Raw genomic sequence first — 14,572 nt, forward strand, 5'->3', positions numbered from 1 at the left:
TCAGGAGAAACCCGCCAAGATGGGGCAATGCGGGTGCTGGTGGTCGAAGACGAACGAAGGATGGCGGCGGCCCTGAAGAGGGGCCTGCAGGCGGAGGGGTTCGCGGTCGATCTCGCCCACGACGGCGAGGACGGCCTGCACTGCGCCCGCACGGGCGAGTACGACGTCGTGGTGCTCGACATCATGCTGCCCAAGCTGTCCGGCTACAACGTGTGCAAGCGGCTGCGCGCCGAGGAGAACTGGGTGCCGATCCTGATGTTGTCGGCCAAGGACGGCGAGTACGACATGGCCGACGGGCTCGACCTCGGCGCCGACGACTACCTCGCGAAGCCGTTCTCGTACGTGGTGCTGGTGGCCCGGCTGCGGGCGCTGCTGCGGCGCGGCGGCACCCGGCGGCCCGCCGTGCTGCGGGCCGGAGACCTGTCCCTCGATCCCGCCCGCCGCCTGGTCGCGCGCGGGGAGACGCCCGTCGAGCTGACGCCCCGCGAGTTCTCGCTGCTGGAGTTCCTGATGCGACGGCACGACGAGGTGGTCTCGAAGTCCGAGATCCTCGAACACGTGTGGGACACCTACGACACCGACCCCAACGTGGTCGAGGTGTACGTCGGCTACCTCCGCCGCAAGATCGACACGCCGTTCGGGCGGAACGCGCTCCAGACGGTGCGCGGCGCCGGATACCGGCTGGTCAGCGATGGAGGCTGAGCCTCCCCGTCGCAGGCCCGGAAGCGGCCCGGCCGGATGGTGGCGGCGCAGGAGCCTGCGGTTCCGGCTGACCGCGACCGCCTCGGCGGTCCTGGCCCTCGCCCTGGCGGCCTCCGCGTACGTGTTCGTCGGCGTCCTCGGCAGGGCGCTGGCCGGCACGATCGACGACGAGGTGTACCAGCGCGCCCGCGAGGTGGTCGCGCTGGCCGACGCCGGACGGCTCGGCGACCGGATCGTCACGACGGACAACACGATCGTCCAGGTGCTCGACGCCTCCGGGCGGATCGTCAACGCGACCCCGGGCACCGACCGCCTGGTCCCGCTGCTCGGCGCGGACCGGCGGGAGCGGGCCCTGCGCTCGGGCCGTCCCGTGTTCCTGGACGGCAGGCCGTACGGGATCCCCGGCCCGCTGCGGGCGCGGGTGCTCAGCGCCGACGCCGGGCGCACCGTCATCGCGGCGCGGTCGTTCACGGAGGTCCAGGGCAGCCTGACGGCCACCGGTCACGTGCTGATCGTCGGGACGCCGCTGCTGCTGGTCCTGCTCGCGGCGGCGTCGTGGCTGGTCATCGGCAGGACGCTGCGGCCGATCGCGCTGCTGCGCAGGGGCGCGGCCGAGATCAGCGGGACGGCGCGGGCCAGGCGGCTTCCGGTGCCCGAGTCGCGGGACGAGGTGCACTCCCTCGCCACGACGCTGAACGACATGCTGGCCCGGCTGGAGGCGGCCGACGCCCGGCAGCGCGCGCTCATCTCCGACGCGTCGCACGAGCTGCGCAGCCCGCTGGCCAGCATCCGGCTGCAACTCGAGGTCGCGCTCAGCCACCCGGAGGGGCAGGACTGGCGGGAGACCGCCGAGGGCGTGCTCGAGGACACGATGCGGCTGTCCCGGCTGGCCGAGGACCTGCTGGCGCTGGCCCGCCTCGACGAGGGGCGCACCGCCCGCCGCGAGCCGGTCGACCTCGCCGCGCTGGCCGAGCGGGCGGTCGAACGGCACGGCGTCACCGGCGACATCGCCCCCGGCGTCACCGTGGACGGCGACGCCCTCGACCTCGGCCGGGTGCTGACGAACCTGGTGGCCAACGCGGTGCGGCACGCCGCGTCCACGGTGGTCGTCGCGCTGCGCGCGGAGCCGCCCGGCGCCGGATCTCCCCTTCCCGGTTCCGGAACGGCGCGCGGCAGGGGCACGGCCGGGGTCGCGGGAGCGGGTGTCGCGGTCCTGACCGTGACCGACGACGGCCCCGGGATCCCGGCGGAGGACCGGGAACGGGTCTTCGACCGGTTCACGCGGCTGGACAGCGCGCGCAGCCGGGACGAGGGCGGCGCCGGGCTCGGCCTGGCGATCGTCCGCGACACCGTGCGCGCCCACGGGGGCACCGTCCACCTGGAGGACGCCGCGCCGGGCCTGCGCGCCGTCGTGCGGCTGCCCCTCGCGGCCCCCGAGACGTCCCGGTAGGCGTCGCCCCCGGTCCGGGACGCGAGCCGGGGTAAAGCCTCCGCCTTGGAGGCGGGCCGCACGGGCCGCGCCCGGCGACGACATATACGTTGTGTGTCCGGGTCGCCACGTACAGTGCGGGGAGGTGTGGCCCATGACGTGCCTTGGCGCGCGGCTGCTGTGCGTCGCCGCGGCGGCGGTCCTGGTCCTGTCCGGCGCCGGTTGCGGCACCGAGCCGGTGCCGCCCGAGTACTACCCGACGACCGAGGGCGGCAACACGCAGATCGGCGAGATGAAGATCAGGAACGTGTCGATCGTCGGCCCGGCGCCCACCGCGCAGGACCCGGCGGGCGCCTCCGTCCCCGTCTACTTCTCCCTCATCAACGCCGGGAAGACGGACGACAGCCTGGTCCAGGTCAGCGCCCAGGGCGTGGCCAAGACCGTGTCCATGTCCAAGCCCGAGATCCCCGTGCCCGTGCTCCAGCTCGTCTGGGTCGGCACCGGCCCGTACACCGTGACCCTGCACGACCTGGTGCGGCCGCTCAAGGTCGGCGAGTACGTCACCCTGCGGATGCGGTTCAAGCGCGCCGGAGAGGTGACGGTGCGCGACGTCCCGGTGCAGATGGCCTCGGTCGCCTCCACCCTCCCGAGCCCGTCGCCCTCGGGTTGACACCGGTCGCCCGGGGTAGTCCCGATTCATGACGTACCAGGGCAGTTCGGCCCATAACGGGCCGGAAGGCGAGGGGGCCGGCCGCACGGCCTCCGATCTCGGCGAGCGCGCGCTCCTCGCCGCGACCCGCCTGTTCGCCGCCCTCGGGTACGACGGAACCTCCGCACGGGAGATCGCCGACGCGGTGGGCGTCGACGTGGCCACGCTCACCGAGGTCGCGGGCGCGAAGCGCGACCTCTACCTCGCCGTGCTCGACCGAGCCCTGCGGCGGCACGTCGCCATGCTGGAGAAGTCCGTACAGGAATTCCACGCGACCGGGTGCGTGCACCGGCTCCTGGCGCGATACCTCGACTTCTGCCTGGAGAGCCCGGACAACCTGGCGCTGTGGATGCATCGCTGGCTCTCCGACGCGGCCGACGTGACCGATTTCGAACGGCGGTACATCCAGCCCATCATGGTCATGGTCGGCGGACCGCTGCGCGAGTGGCTCGACCGGAACGACATCGGCGTGGAGGTCGACGTCGAGTTCTCGGTCTGGACCGTGATGTGGTGCGCGCACGGCTTCCTGACCGGCGGCATGGTGGGGGCCGAGGGCGAGCCGCGCCGGGCCTCCGACGTGGAGACGCTGCGCCGGTTCCGCCGCCACATGCACCGCCTGTGGCACCGCCAACTCTGTCTCCCCGGGGAGCCGCCCGCCGAGTTCCTTCTCTAGCATCGGAGATCCCTCCGTCCTCCGCGCCCCCAAGGAGATCCCGATGCTTCCCGAGTACGGCCGGCCGGTCCACGAGCTGCTCGCCGAGCTGGCCGAGCTGAAGGCCGGCGACCTGCCCGTCCGCGGCGGCAAGGTCACCGCGTACGTGTACGACACCGGCCGCCCCGAGATCCACGATGCGGCGCACCGGGCGTACGCGGAGATGCTCGAGGTCAACATGCTCGACCCGACCGCGTTCCCCAGCATGATCGCGCTGGAGAGGCAGGTGGTCGGCGCGGTCGCGGGCCTGCTCGGCGGCGACGGGGGCACCCCCGGGATCTTCACCAGCGGCGGCACCGAGTCGATCATGCTGGCGGTGAAGGCGGCCCGCGACCACTGGCGCGCGGCCGGGCGCTCCGGGAGCGGCGCGCCGGGAGACGCGGCGGGGGAGACCGGGGAAAACGGCGCGCGGGGTCCGCAGATGGTGCTCCCGGTGACCGCGCACCCCGCGTTCCACAAGGCCGCCCACTATCTCGGGGTCGAGGTCGTGCCCGTCCCGGTGGACCCGGTGACGTTCCGCGTCTCCGTCCCGGCGGTCGAGGCGGCGATCGGCGACCGGACCGTCCTCGTCGTGGTCTCCGCGCCGTCCTACCCACAGGGCGTGGTCGACCCGGTGGCGGAGGTCGCCGCGCTCGCGTCGTCGAGGGGCGTCCCCTGCCACGTGGACGCCTGCGTGGGCGGGTGGCTGCTGCCGTGGTTGCGCGAGGCGGGCGCGGAGATCCCGGCGTTCGACCTGAGCGTGCCCGGTGTCACGTCGCTCTCGTGCGACCTGCACAAGTTCGGCTACGCCCCGAAGGGCGCCTCCGTCCTGCTGTTCAAGGACGCCGCCCTGCGCCGCCGCGCCTATTTCGCGTCCGCCGCCTGGCCCGGATACACGATCATCAACGCGACGGTGCAGAGCTCGCGCTCGGCCGGCCCGCTCGGAGGGGCGTGGGCCACGCTCCAGTCCCTCGGCCGCGACGGCTATCTGGAGCTGGGCCGTACGACCCTGGAGGCGACGCGGAGGCTGGTCGAGGGTGTGGCGGCGATCCCGGGGTTGCGGGTGCTCGGCCGTCCCGAGTCGTCGCTCGTCGCCATCGCGGCCGAGCAGGACGGCCCCGGCGGGACGGACGGCGCGATCGACGTGTTCGTGCTGGCCGACGAGGCGCGCAGGCGCGGGTGGTTCCTCCAGCCGCAGCTCTCGTACGCCGGGATCCCGGCGAACCTGCACATCACCGTCACCGGCGTCACCCTGCACGGCGTCGAGGCGATGCTGGAGGTGATCGCGGAGTCGGCGGAGGCCGCCAGGAAGGCGGGGCCCGCCGTGGTGCCGGACGGCCTGCCGGAGCTCATCGCCTCGGTGGACCTGGAGGCGCTCGACGACGCCACCTTCACCGAGCTGGCCGCCTCGGTCGGCATCTCTCTCGACGGCGGCGGCCCGAAGGAGATGGCCGTCGTGAACGCCGTCCTGGACGCGCTGCCCGCCGCGGTGCGCGAGACGGTCCTGGTGCGGTTCCTGTCCGGCATCTACTCCTGACCCGGATCACCGGTTCCCGGCCCGGGTCGCGACTTCCGATCCGGGCCGTCCTGGCCGTCCCGTACGGCCGGGACCGCCGCCGAAACCGGAGCGCCGGTTCCCGGCCCGGGTCGCGACTTCCGATCCGGGCCGTCCGGCCTTCTGGTACGGCCGGGACCGCCGCGGAAACCGGGGCGCCGGTGGCCGACGCTGGACGGCGGAGCGCCGGGACGCGGACGCGTCAGCCGCGCAGCCGCTCGACGACGTCGAGGGTGGCGCGGGCCGCGGCGGCGTCGTGGACGCGGAAGACGCGCGCCCCCTGAAGTGCGGAGACCGCGAGCGTGGCGAGCGTGCCCGCGTGGCGCTCCTCCACCGGAAGGCCGCCGAGGGCCTCTCCGACGAAGTCCTTGTTGGACACGGCCACCAGGACCGGCCAGCCGGTGGCCGCCATCTCGTCGAGGCGGCGGCTGACCTCCAGCGAGTGCCAGGTGTTCTTGCCGAAGTCGTGCGCCGGGTCGATCAGCACGGCGTCCCTCCGCACGCCCGCCGCGACCGCCCGCTCCGCCAGCGCCGTCGTGTAGCCGATCACGTCGGCCACCACGTCCTCGTACGCGATGCGATGGGGGCGGGTCCGCGGCTCGACGCGCCCGGCGTGCGCGCAGACGAGCCCGATGCCGTGCCGGGCGGCGACCCCCGCGAGGGCGGGATCGACCCCGCCCCAGGTGTCGTTGAGGAGGTCGGCCCCGGCCTCGGCGACGACCTCGCCCACCTCGGACCGCCAGGTGTCCACGCTGATGATCACTTCGGGATGGCGGGCCCGGACCTCGGCGACAAGGTCGGCCACCCGGCGGATCTCCTCCACCGGATCGACCTCGTCACCCGGCCCGGCCTTGACGCCGCCGATGTCCACGATGTCGGCTCCCCCGTCGATCGCCCGGGCGACCGCGTCGAGCGCGGCGCCGAACCCGAAGGTCGCCCCCCTGTCGAAGAAGGAGTCGGGCGTGCGGTTGACCACTGCCATGATGGCGTGGTCCCCGGGCTCGAAGGCCCGGCCGCGAAGGCGCAGAGTAGACATCCCGGCCAGAGTACCTCCGCCACCTGAAAACACGATCAAAGCCGGTGCTCCCGTGCGGCGCGGCCGCCGCGAGGGCCGTCCGCGGCCGGAACCCGGCCGCGCGATCGGCGTTGGAGCGCTCCAAAGCTACGCGGCGGAGCCGCCCTCGGCGATGGCGACGAAATCCTGCGCCATGGGCGGGAGCCGCCGCCGTGCGTGCACCACCGCGATCACCTTCTTCAGCGCCGGGCTCAGCGCGCGCACCTCCAGCCCCGTCCGCGCCGCCTGCTCCGCCATCGCGCGGTACCAGAGCAGGTGCGCGCCCGTGTCCTTCACCACGCCGAGCCAGCCGGCCCTGTCGTCGGACTCGACCGCGACCACCGGCCGCACGCCGTACGTCGTGAAGATGTTGTCCACCTCCCTGCGCCGGGGGGTTCCCGGGGTGGGCAGCACCAGGCGCATGCCGTTCAGCCTGGCCAGCGGGACGGGCTCGGGCAGGCCCGCTCCGGGCGGCGAGATCAGCACGATCTCCTGCCGCTCGACGGGATGGGTGACCAGGTCGGTCGGCACGGGCAGGTCGGTCAGGCCGAGGTCGGCGCGCTGTTCGCGCACCGCGCTGACCACGCTGTCGCGCCCGTCGCAGCGCACGATCTGCACGCGGATGCCGGGGTGCTCCGCCGCGTACGCGGGGAGTAACCGCCCGGCGAGCCCCGGTTCGAGGCTGGGCGTGGAGGCGATGCGCAGCTCCGCCCCGGCCGCCTGCGCGCCCACCGCCAGCATCTCGATCTCGTGGACGGCCTCGAGCGCCTCACGGGCGAGCTTGACCACGCGGCGCCCCTGGGTGGTCACCACGACGCCGCGCCCCGAGCGGGCGAAGAGGGTCATGCCCAGCTCGCGTTCCAGATCCCGGATCGCGCGGGACAGTGCGGGTTGCGCGATGTAGAGAGACCGGGCCGCGTCGGTCATGGTGCGATGCTCCGCAGTCGCGACCACATAACGGAGCTGCTGCAGATTCATGGCAAAAAGCTAGGGCAGGAAGGCCCGGCTGTTCCGGAACATCGCGGAGATCACCTCGGGTGATTACCCTGCGCTCCCATTCACTGCGACATCCGTGACACTTGTTAAATCAGTAATGTTTTGCCCGAAATCACGACAAGGGGGCAAAACTTGGCGACGCAGTACCCTCCACCGCCGCCGCAGGGCGGGAACCCGTACCAGGGGCAGCCCTCGGGGTTCCCTCCCCCGCCGCCTCCCGGCACGCCGTACCCCGCACCGCCGTATCCGCCGCAGGGTCCGGGCGGGGCCGGCTATCCGCCGCCGCCGCCCGCGCCGTCGCACGGAGGCCCCCAGGCTCCCCCGCCTCCGCAGGGGCCGCCGTACGGAGGGCCGCAGGCTCCTCCGCCTCCGCAGGGGCCGCCGTACGGAGGACCGCAAGCTCCTCCACCTCCGCAAGGGCCGCCGTACGCACCGCCCGGGACGCCGGCGGCTCCGCCGTACGGCCCACCGCGGGGGGCGCCTCCCGTCGGCCCGAACGGGATGCCGCAGGGGATGCCTCCGGGCATGCCGAACGGGGCGCCGCCCCCGCCTCCCGGACCTCCCGGGGGCGGGCCGTACGGCCCCCAGGGTTGGGCTCCCCAGCCGCAGCCGCCGTACCCGCCGGGGCACCAGCGGCCGGCCGGTCCGTACGGCCCGCCCCGCTACACGCCGCCGGGCCGGCCCCCGAAGAAGAAGTCCGGCGCGGGAGCGATCGTCGGCGGGGTGCTCGGCGTGATGGCGCTCGCCTTCGTCGTGCTGGTCGTGGGGGCCGCGCTGATCAGGGGCTCGGGGAGCCACGACTCGACCACGCCGATCGCGCTGCCGACCTACACCTACTCGCCGCCGCCGCACGACGAGCCGACCTCGCCGCCGACCTCCCGGCCCACGACACGGCCCACGACGCAGCCCACGACGCGGCCCACCTCGGAGCCGACCGGGGAGCCCACGACGCGGCCGACGTCGGCTCCGACGTCGCGACCGACGTCCCGGCCGGCGGTCAACCGGAGCCTGAAGGCCAACAGCCTGTACCTCGCCGGAGCCCTGCCGGCGACGAGGTGCCCGGCGGGGAACGCGAGCATCCACAACCACGCCCAGTTCAAGGCGTTGATCATGAAGACCTCGCAGTGCATGGGGAAGGCCTGGGGCCCGGCGCTGGCCCGCGTGGGGATCACCTGGGAGCCTCCGGGCTACATGATCGCGGCGCGTAAGGGGCGCGGTGCCTGCGGCGACTACCCGTCCCCCGGGAGCAACGTCCCGTACTACTGCCCGCGCAACAGCACGATCTACGCCTCGACCTCGGCCATGGTGAAGGAGTACGGCTCGCTGGGGAACTGGCACGGCTACATCATCAGCATGATGGGCCACGAGTACGGCCACCACATCCAGAACATCACCGGCATCTCGGACGAGTGGTGGAAGCGCTATCTCGACACCTCGTCCAAGAGCGCCCAGCTGGCCCTGACGCGTAGGCACGAACTGCAGGCGACCTGCTTCGCCGGCATGTTCATGCGGTCGGTGGCGGCCACCTATCCGATCGACACGTCCCGGCGGGACTCCCTGCTGTGGGCGTACAACCACCTGGGCGACCCGCCGGGCGGGCCGCGCGACCACGGCAGCACGGCCAGCAACTACGGCTGGTTCCGGCAGGGCTACATGCGTCAGAAGGCCTACCAATGCAACACCTGGGCGGTCGGCGCGTCCTCGGTCTCCTGAGTCCCCATACGGGGTGACCATCGGCCGCTCCGCCGGGGCCGGCACGAGACCGCCGCCCGCGATCGGGCGGACCCGGCGAATCGGTGGTCACCCCACTCCAGACGGCAGTCGTATGACCCTTCATGGCCCCTTATTTGGCATCTGTCAGCCTTGTCGGGATATGGGGCTAGAATCCGTCGTCAATTCCTGCAACTTCGTACACCGGGCATTTGCCGACGAGACGGGAGCGGTTCACCATGCGCCGTGGGGACGCCATGGACGAGGCCGGAGACGGTCAGGAACGACCGTCACAACCGCGTCCCCGGAGACGTCCGGCCGAGGACGGCCAACGGGAGGGCGAACGCGGGAACCGCGACGCCGAGCGCGGCCCGGACACTCCCCGGCGCGGGTCCGGAAACCCCGGAGGCGGGGACCAGCCCCGACGGGACGCGCCGGCTCCGGACGGAAGGCGCGGTCCCGAGGCGGGACGGCCCGCCCGTGAGCCGGGAAGGCCCGCGCGTGACGGCGGACGCGATGGAGGCGAGGCGGGACGGCCCGCCCGTAGGCCGCGCTCCGGTCAGCAGGGGCCGGGATCGGCGGGCCGCGTGCCCTCGGGCCCGGGCACGACCGGTCCCCAGCGTCCCCAAGGTCCGCAAGGTCCGCAGGGGCCCGGTGGCCCCCAGCGCCCGGGCGGCTCCGGGCGCGACGGCCGGCCCCCGCGGCGGGACGGCCGTCCCGGGCAGCGGGAGGGGCAGGCCCCGCAGGGCGACGGCAACGGCCCGCGTCGCGAGGGGGAGCAATCCCGGCACGCGACCGGCGCACCGCAGGGCGCCCCCCGGGCGGGCAAGGGAGCGGGCCCCCGGTACGGCAAGCCCGTCACGACCGCGTCCCTGGTCGGCTGGACCGCGCTGTCGGCCCTCGTCCCCGGCGCCGCCCACCTGCGGGCGGGCAAGCGCCGCACCGGGTTCATCCTGCTGGCCGTCTTCGGCGCGCTCCTGGTCGCGGCGGTGGTCTACGGCCTGCAGTTCCTGGACAACGCCGGCGCGGCCGTCCGGTCGAGCACGCTGACCACCGTCATGATCGGGGCCGGCGCGGGCGCGCTCGCCTGGTTCGCACTGATCGCGATGTCGTACATGGCGCTCCGCCCGGACCGGCTGCCCCGCAAGGGGCAGATCGTCTCCGGCATCGTCGTCGGTGTGCTGTGCGTCTCGGTGATGTCCCCGTTCGCGCTGACCGCGAGCTACGTCAGGACCGCCGGCGATCTGCTGGACAACGTCTTCGTGCCGCAGCCCGGTGGGCCGAGCCCGTCCCCGATCCGGGCGGAGGACCCCTGGAACGGGCGCAAGCGGGTGAACTTCCTCCTCATCGGCGCGGACGCCGCCGGCAATCGTGAGGGGGTGCGCACCGACTCCATGAACGTGGCGAGCGTCAACCTCGCCACCGGCGCCACCGTGCTCTTCAGCCTGCCGCGCAATCTGCAGTACGTGCGGTTCCCGCCGAGCAGCCCGATGCACAAGCAGTTCCCCAACGGCTTCAACGCCGAGGGGCAGGGCCTACTGAACGCGGTCTGGTACTACGCCGACAACAACCCGCAGCTCATGGGCGGCAAGAACCGGGGCGCCCAGGCCCTGAAAGACGCGATCGGCTACACGCTCGGCCTGCACATCGACTACTACGCGATGGTCGACATGTTCGGCTTCGCCCGGCTGGTCGACGCCATCGGCGGGATCAAGATCCGGGTCGAGCAGGACGTCAAGTGGGGCGGCCACTACGGCACCGCCGGCACCATCAAGGCCGGCTACCGGAAGCTGAGCGGCGAGGAGGCCCTCTGGTACGGCCGCTCGCGGGTGGACAGCGACGACTTCTCCCGGATGGCCCGCCAGCGCTGCGTGATCGGCGCGCTCGCCCAGCAGGCCAGCCCGGCCACCGTGCTCGCGAACTTCAACAAGATCGCCGCCGCCGCACGGCACATGTTCCGCACCGACATCCCGCGTGACCTCCTGGAGCACCTCGTCCCGCTCGGTCTGAAGGTGAAGGACGCCAAGATCACCAGCCTGCAGTTCGTGCCACCGGTCATCTACACCGGCAACCCGGACTGGGCCAAGATCCGCAGGCTGACCCTGAAGGCCATCCGCGAGTCCGTGGCGGACAGCCGCACCTCGGCCGCGGGCGTCACCGCGAGCCCGAGCGGCACCGGGACCGGGGCTGGAACCGGCGCCCCCACCGGAAGCGCCTCGGCCACCGGTTCGCCGAGCGCGAGCACCTCGGCCAGCCCCTCGGTGGGCGTGTCGGCGAGCAGGCCGGCGCACACCGTAACCCCGACGCCCAACGACAAGGCCGCAAAGTCGCTCTCCGAGCTCTGCGGGTTCTGAGACGTGCCGCGTCCGGGTCCCGGACGCGGCACGTCCAGGAAGCACACGATCCGGCACACCGGACATGAACCATGATGGAGGGATGAACCCGCCCGTCTGGATCGTGTCCGGCCCTCCCGGGGCGGGCAAGTCGACGGTCTGCTCGGCGCTTCTGCGCCTGCTGGAGCCCGTGCCCGCCCTCCTGGACAAGGACACGGTCTACGGGGCCTTCGTCGAGGCCACGCTCGCCGCGCACGGCAGGCCGCGCGACGAGCGTGAGGGGCCCTGGTACGACCGGCACGTCAAGCGGCACGAATACGACGGCCTGACCGCGACCGCGTACGAGATCCGCTCGCACGGGTGCCCGGTGATGCTCAGCGGGCCGTTCACCTCGCAGGTGCACGACGCCGATCTGTGGCGCCGGTGGGCCGCCGGGCTGGGCGGGCCTCCGGTCCGTCTCGTGTGGGTCCGCTCCGACGGCCCGACCCTCCGGGCCCGGCTGGCCGAACGCGGACTGCACAGGGACGGCCGCAAGCTCGAACGATTCGAGGAGTACCTGCGGGCCGTCCGCGTGGACGAGCCGCCCGCCGTGCCGTACATCGAGGTGGACAACCGCCTGGGCGCGCCGTCGATCGAGGAGCAGCTCCGACGGGCGCTCCCCTGACGGCACACAATCGCTCCGTACGCGCTCGCCGGGACGACGGAGTCGCCCTCCTCCGACCGCTGGGGGCCGGAGGAGGGCGGCGACGCGGCGACGACGATCAGTTCAGCCGCTTGAGGTAGCCGTTGGCGACCAGCCAGCTCACCGGCAGCTCGGCGGGAGACTGCGGCGCCTCCGGGATGTACTTGCTCAGCAGGTGGTACTGCCTGCCGACCCCCTGTTGCTGGAACGCCGAGGCGGCCGGCCCGGCCTCCACCGTGAACGCCTTGACCACCTCGTAGGCGTGGTAATTGCACAAGTGCTCGGGATCACCCAAGAACGTGTTGAGATTGCTCGGCGGAAGGGCCCGCCGGCCATACGGCGTGCCGTACGGCGCGAGGAAGGATCCGCCCTCTCCGCCGAACCTGTCGAGTTTCCTCCCCACGGGAAGAGCCTCCGGAGAGGCCAGCGGTCGTCCGTTCGTGTATCCCCCGGAATGGGCGAAGCCGAAGTCCGGCGGATAGCGCCATCCGTTGGTCGACTCGTTCCAGTAGCGATAGATGAACGTCATCGGCGGCAGCCCGCCGAGAGGCATGTAACCCCTCAGGATCCTGCCCAGCCACCCATTGCGTGGGAGGTACAGCGGGCCGAGGTTCGGATTCCCCTGGACGTACGGCGGGCCGCAGACCTGCGCGGCGGTGCTCGGCGCCTGCGTGACCCCGGGCTCGGGGGTGGGGGTCGTCTCCGGGCGCGGCAGCGCGGGCGACCGGGTGCCCGTGACCGAAGCGGTGGCGTGCGCCTGGGCCGGAACGCCCATAAGTGCCGCCGCGGCCATGGCGAGCGCCGCGACCAGCGGAGCTCGTCGAGAAAGACCTTGCACGGATTCTCCTGAAAGGACTCGCGTGGACCTTCACCGGACATGTCGGCTCCAATTCGCGAATCCACCGGGACCGCGACCGAAAACGCGCGTACGCGTCTTCCGGACCTTCCGGACGGCGAATTTCCAGACGGTCACCGCGCCGGTTTGTTCGCGGTGCCAGCCGTTCTCACTCCGGAAGATCGCCATTGAAGCGACGGGACCGTGTGTACCCGCGCAAGAATCAGGACGATCACAAGGGAATCATTGGACCGACAAAAATGAACGCGACACCGAAGGCGATTGGCAGGGATTAATCTAGACAAATTCCACTCTCACCAAGAGTCGAATCACGCACGCTCCGGAACGCCTCCGAGAGACCTTTTCCTCCCATAGCGACGACTCTCCGGATTTCTCTCGATCAAGACGCCGAAATCCGGCAATCGACACCAAAAATCCAGCCCAGTCGCACCACGCCGCCGCCCCACGCACCAAATCCCTGGGTTCACGCCACGCGGCTGCATCCGGCCGCACCCTAGGGACGACCTCACGCACGCTGCATTCCTGGCCCGCATCACACGACGGGTTCACATGCCACGAACCGGGAGTCGCATCAGGGGCGACTTCACGCGTTCACACACCACACGGATTGCGTAACGCGCTGCGTCTTGGGCAACCCCACATACTCGATGGCGAGCGCCCGGATGGCATGCCACATGCCGCAAAATCCTGCGGAGCACATATGGGCGACCAACTTGCCCGATATTTCACGATATATAATATCGATATTCTCCTCGAAATTCTTTACGAATTCGACTTGATTAGCGCCCATACTTCTGTCATCATTCATACAGGTGTTCTAATCGAGATCGGGGGTGGACATGACTCGGCTCTTCGGGCCCGCCGACTTCTTTTCTGGGGACTCACACGACGGCGACGAGCCCCGCCCCTGCGACGCCGACAGGTGGGCCCGCGTCACCACCCCCAACACTCCACAGGCAGCGGAGAGCTCCCAGACGCGCGCCATATTCACCTTTGAGGACTTTCTCCCCCGCACAGACAAAAGCGACCACTCAGAGCGAGATTCCGTACTTTCCTCAATCACGGCCCTCGCGCGTTTCCGGCGAGACGTAACCGGTCATCTCGGACCAGACGACCTGATTCCCTCAAATGCGACGCAGCCCCGTCGCCCTTCGGCCGCTTCAGATTCGGCCACATCCAACTGTGCTGCTTCGAGCCCGGCCACGTCGCGACGGACCACATCAGGCTCGCTTGCTTCCAACTCGGCCGCATCGGATTGCGCCACTTCAGGCTCGGCCACTTCGCGACGGACCACATCAGGCTCAGCAGCTTCTGGCTCGCCTGCTTCAAGCCCTGCAGACGCTTCCACCCGCCGGGGAGCCTCCGGCCGTGGCGCGTCCGTGGGCGGTGACGCTCCCGCCGACCGTGATAGTTCCGTAATCGGTGGCACTTCCACCGACCGTGGCGCGTCGGCCGACGCCGATGCTTCCGTGCCCGGTAGTGCTTCCGCCGACCGGGCAGCCCCTGGCCGCACCTCTTCCACTGGTGGTGACGCTCCCGCTGGCTATGACGCGTCCGCCGCCGGTGGTGGCGCTCCCCCCGACCGTGGCGCTTCCGTGGGCGGTGACGTGTCCGCCGCCAGCGGTGGTGCTTCCCCTGACCGTGACGCTCCCGTCTGTGAGGGCTCTTCCGCCGGCCGGGAGGCGTCCGGTGCCGGTGGTGGTGCTTCCCCGGATGTGGATGCGGGTGGGGTGTCGTGGCCGTTGGTCGCTCAGGTGCGGCAGGCCGCCTCCGCGCTTGCGGTAGCCGTGGTGCCGGAGGAGGCGGGGGTGTGTCTGGCGGAGGCGGAGGACCTGCTGTACGCGCGGGATCGGCT

At 71.9% G+C, this 14,572-nt stretch carries 11 protein-coding genes; 8 read left to right on the top strand and 3 right to left on the bottom strand.

All coding sequences use genetic code 11. From position 1 onward, the window contains the following. The first annotated feature begins 27 nt into the window (after nucleotides 1-27). The 5 genes from AWQ70_RS23425 to AWQ70_RS23445 all read left to right on the top strand — a co-directional run bounded on the left by AWQ70_RS23425 (nucleotide 28) and on the right by AWQ70_RS23445 (nucleotide 5,068). Nucleotides 28-702, top strand: a complete 675-nt coding sequence (locus AWQ70_RS23425; RefSeq protein ID WP_066949397.1) for a response regulator transcription factor — start codon at nucleotides 28-30, stop codon at nucleotides 700-702. Further along, on the top strand, nucleotides 692-2,152 hold the full coding sequence (locus AWQ70_RS23430) for a sensor histidine kinase (protein ID WP_084517692.1): 1,461 nt from the start codon (nucleotides 692-694) through the stop codon (nucleotides 2,150-2,152). The genes AWQ70_RS23425 and AWQ70_RS23430 overlap by 11 nt, the downstream gene beginning before the upstream one ends. Before the next feature lie 133 nt (nucleotides 2,153-2,285). After that, nucleotides 2,286-2,801, top strand: a complete 516-nt coding sequence (locus tag AWQ70_RS23435; protein WP_067179589.1) for a copper chaperone PCu(A)C — start codon at nucleotides 2,286-2,288, stop codon at nucleotides 2,799-2,801. Between the two features lie 28 nt (nucleotides 2,802-2,829). After that, complete coding sequence (locus AWQ70_RS23440) at nucleotides 2,830-3,513, top strand: TetR/AcrR family transcriptional regulator (RefSeq protein WP_067179591.1); 684 nt, start codon at nucleotides 2,830-2,832, stop codon at nucleotides 3,511-3,513. Nucleotides 3,514-3,556: 43 nt separating this feature from the next. After that, on the top strand, nucleotides 3,557-5,068 hold the full coding sequence (locus AWQ70_RS23445) for a pyridoxal phosphate-dependent decarboxylase family protein (protein ID WP_067179594.1): 1,512 nt from the start codon (nucleotides 3,557-3,559) through the stop codon (nucleotides 5,066-5,068). Nucleotides 5,069-5,288: 220 nt separating this feature from the next. On the opposite strand, the gene folP is transcribed toward AWQ70_RS23445, so the two are convergent. Together folP and AWQ70_RS23455 are read right to left on the bottom strand one after the other, a co-directional pair. Continuing rightward, nucleotides 5,289-6,122, bottom strand: coding sequence for a dihydropteroate synthase (gene folP, locus AWQ70_RS23450; RefSeq protein WP_067179596.1), 834 nt, complete (start codon nucleotides 6,120-6,122; stop codon nucleotides 5,289-5,291). A 126-nt stretch (nucleotides 6,123-6,248) separates the two neighbouring features. After that, on the bottom strand, nucleotides 6,249-7,118 hold the full coding sequence (locus AWQ70_RS23455; RefSeq protein ID WP_067179599.1) for a LysR family transcriptional regulator: 870 nt from the start codon (nucleotides 7,116-7,118) through the stop codon (nucleotides 6,249-6,251). A gap of 543 nt (nucleotides 7,119-7,661) precedes the next feature. On the opposite strand from AWQ70_RS23455, the gene AWQ70_RS23460 reads away from it, so the two are divergent. The 3 genes from AWQ70_RS23460 to AWQ70_RS23470 all read left to right on the top strand — a co-directional run bounded on the left by AWQ70_RS23460 (nucleotide 7,662) and on the right by AWQ70_RS23470 (nucleotide 11,843). After that, nucleotides 7,662-8,849 carry a neutral zinc metallopeptidase gene (locus tag AWQ70_RS23460; protein WP_067179601.1) on the top strand — a complete coding sequence of 396 codons (1,188 nt, stop codon included), beginning with the start codon at nucleotides 7,662-7,664 and terminating at the stop codon, nucleotides 8,847-8,849. Between the two features lie 584 nt (nucleotides 8,850-9,433). Beyond that, complete coding sequence (locus tag AWQ70_RS23465) at nucleotides 9,434-11,200, top strand: LCP family protein (protein ID WP_157530275.1); 1,767 nt, start codon at nucleotides 9,434-9,436, stop codon at nucleotides 11,198-11,200. Between the two features lie 82 nt (nucleotides 11,201-11,282). Continuing rightward, nucleotides 11,283-11,843 (top strand): P-loop nucleotide/nucleoside kinase family protein, encoded by a 561-nt coding sequence (locus tag AWQ70_RS23470; RefSeq protein WP_067179603.1) that lies wholly within the window; start codon nucleotides 11,283-11,285, stop codon nucleotides 11,841-11,843. A 97-nt stretch (nucleotides 11,844-11,940) separates the two neighbouring features. Here the strand turns inward: AWQ70_RS23470 and AWQ70_RS23475 are convergent, their stop codons facing one another. After that, nucleotides 11,941-12,699: a TNT domain-containing protein gene (locus AWQ70_RS23475; protein ID WP_157530277.1), complete on the bottom strand. Its 759-nt coding sequence runs from the start codon at nucleotides 12,697-12,699 to the stop codon at nucleotides 11,941-11,943. Nucleotides 12,700-14,572: the final 1,873 nt, after the last annotated feature.

This window comes from Microtetraspora niveoalba, assembly GCF_001570405.1.
Lineage (GTDB): Bacteria > Actinomycetota > Actinomycetes > Streptosporangiales > Streptosporangiaceae > Microtetraspora > Microtetraspora niveoalba.

What these genes read in the sequence shown, in the direction of transcription:
- AWQ70_RS23425 (WP_066949397.1), top strand. Translation starts at nt 28, where the DNA reads ATGCGGGTGCTGGTGGTCGAAGACGAACGAAGGATGGCGGCGGCCCTG.
- AWQ70_RS23430 (WP_084517692.1), top strand. Translation starts at nt 692, where the DNA reads ATGGAGGCTGAGCCTCCCCGTCGCAGGCCCGGAAGCGGCCCGGCCGGA.
- AWQ70_RS23435 (WP_067179589.1), top strand. Translation starts at nt 2,286, where the DNA reads ATGACGTGCCTTGGCGCGCGGCTGCTGTGCGTCGCCGCGGCGGCGGTC.
- AWQ70_RS23440 (WP_067179591.1), top strand. Translation starts at nt 2,830, where the DNA reads ATGACGTACCAGGGCAGTTCGGCCCATAACGGGCCGGAAGGCGAGGGG.
- AWQ70_RS23445 (WP_067179594.1), top strand. Translation starts at nt 3,557, where the DNA reads ATGCTTCCCGAGTACGGCCGGCCGGTCCACGAGCTGCTCGCCGAGCTG.
- folP (WP_067179596.1), bottom strand. Translation starts at nt 6,122, where the DNA reads ATGTCTACTCTGCGCCTTCGCGGCCGGGCCTTCGAGCCCGGGGACCAC.
- AWQ70_RS23455 (WP_067179599.1), bottom strand. Translation starts at nt 7,118, where the DNA reads ATGAATCTGCAGCAGCTCCGTTATGTGGTCGCGACTGCGGAGCATCGC.
- AWQ70_RS23460 (WP_067179601.1), top strand. Translation starts at nt 7,662, where the DNA reads ATGCCGAACGGGGCGCCGCCCCCGCCTCCCGGACCTCCCGGGGGCGGG.
- AWQ70_RS23470 (WP_067179603.1), top strand. Translation starts at nt 11,283, where the DNA reads ATGAACCCGCCCGTCTGGATCGTGTCCGGCCCTCCCGGGGCGGGCAAG.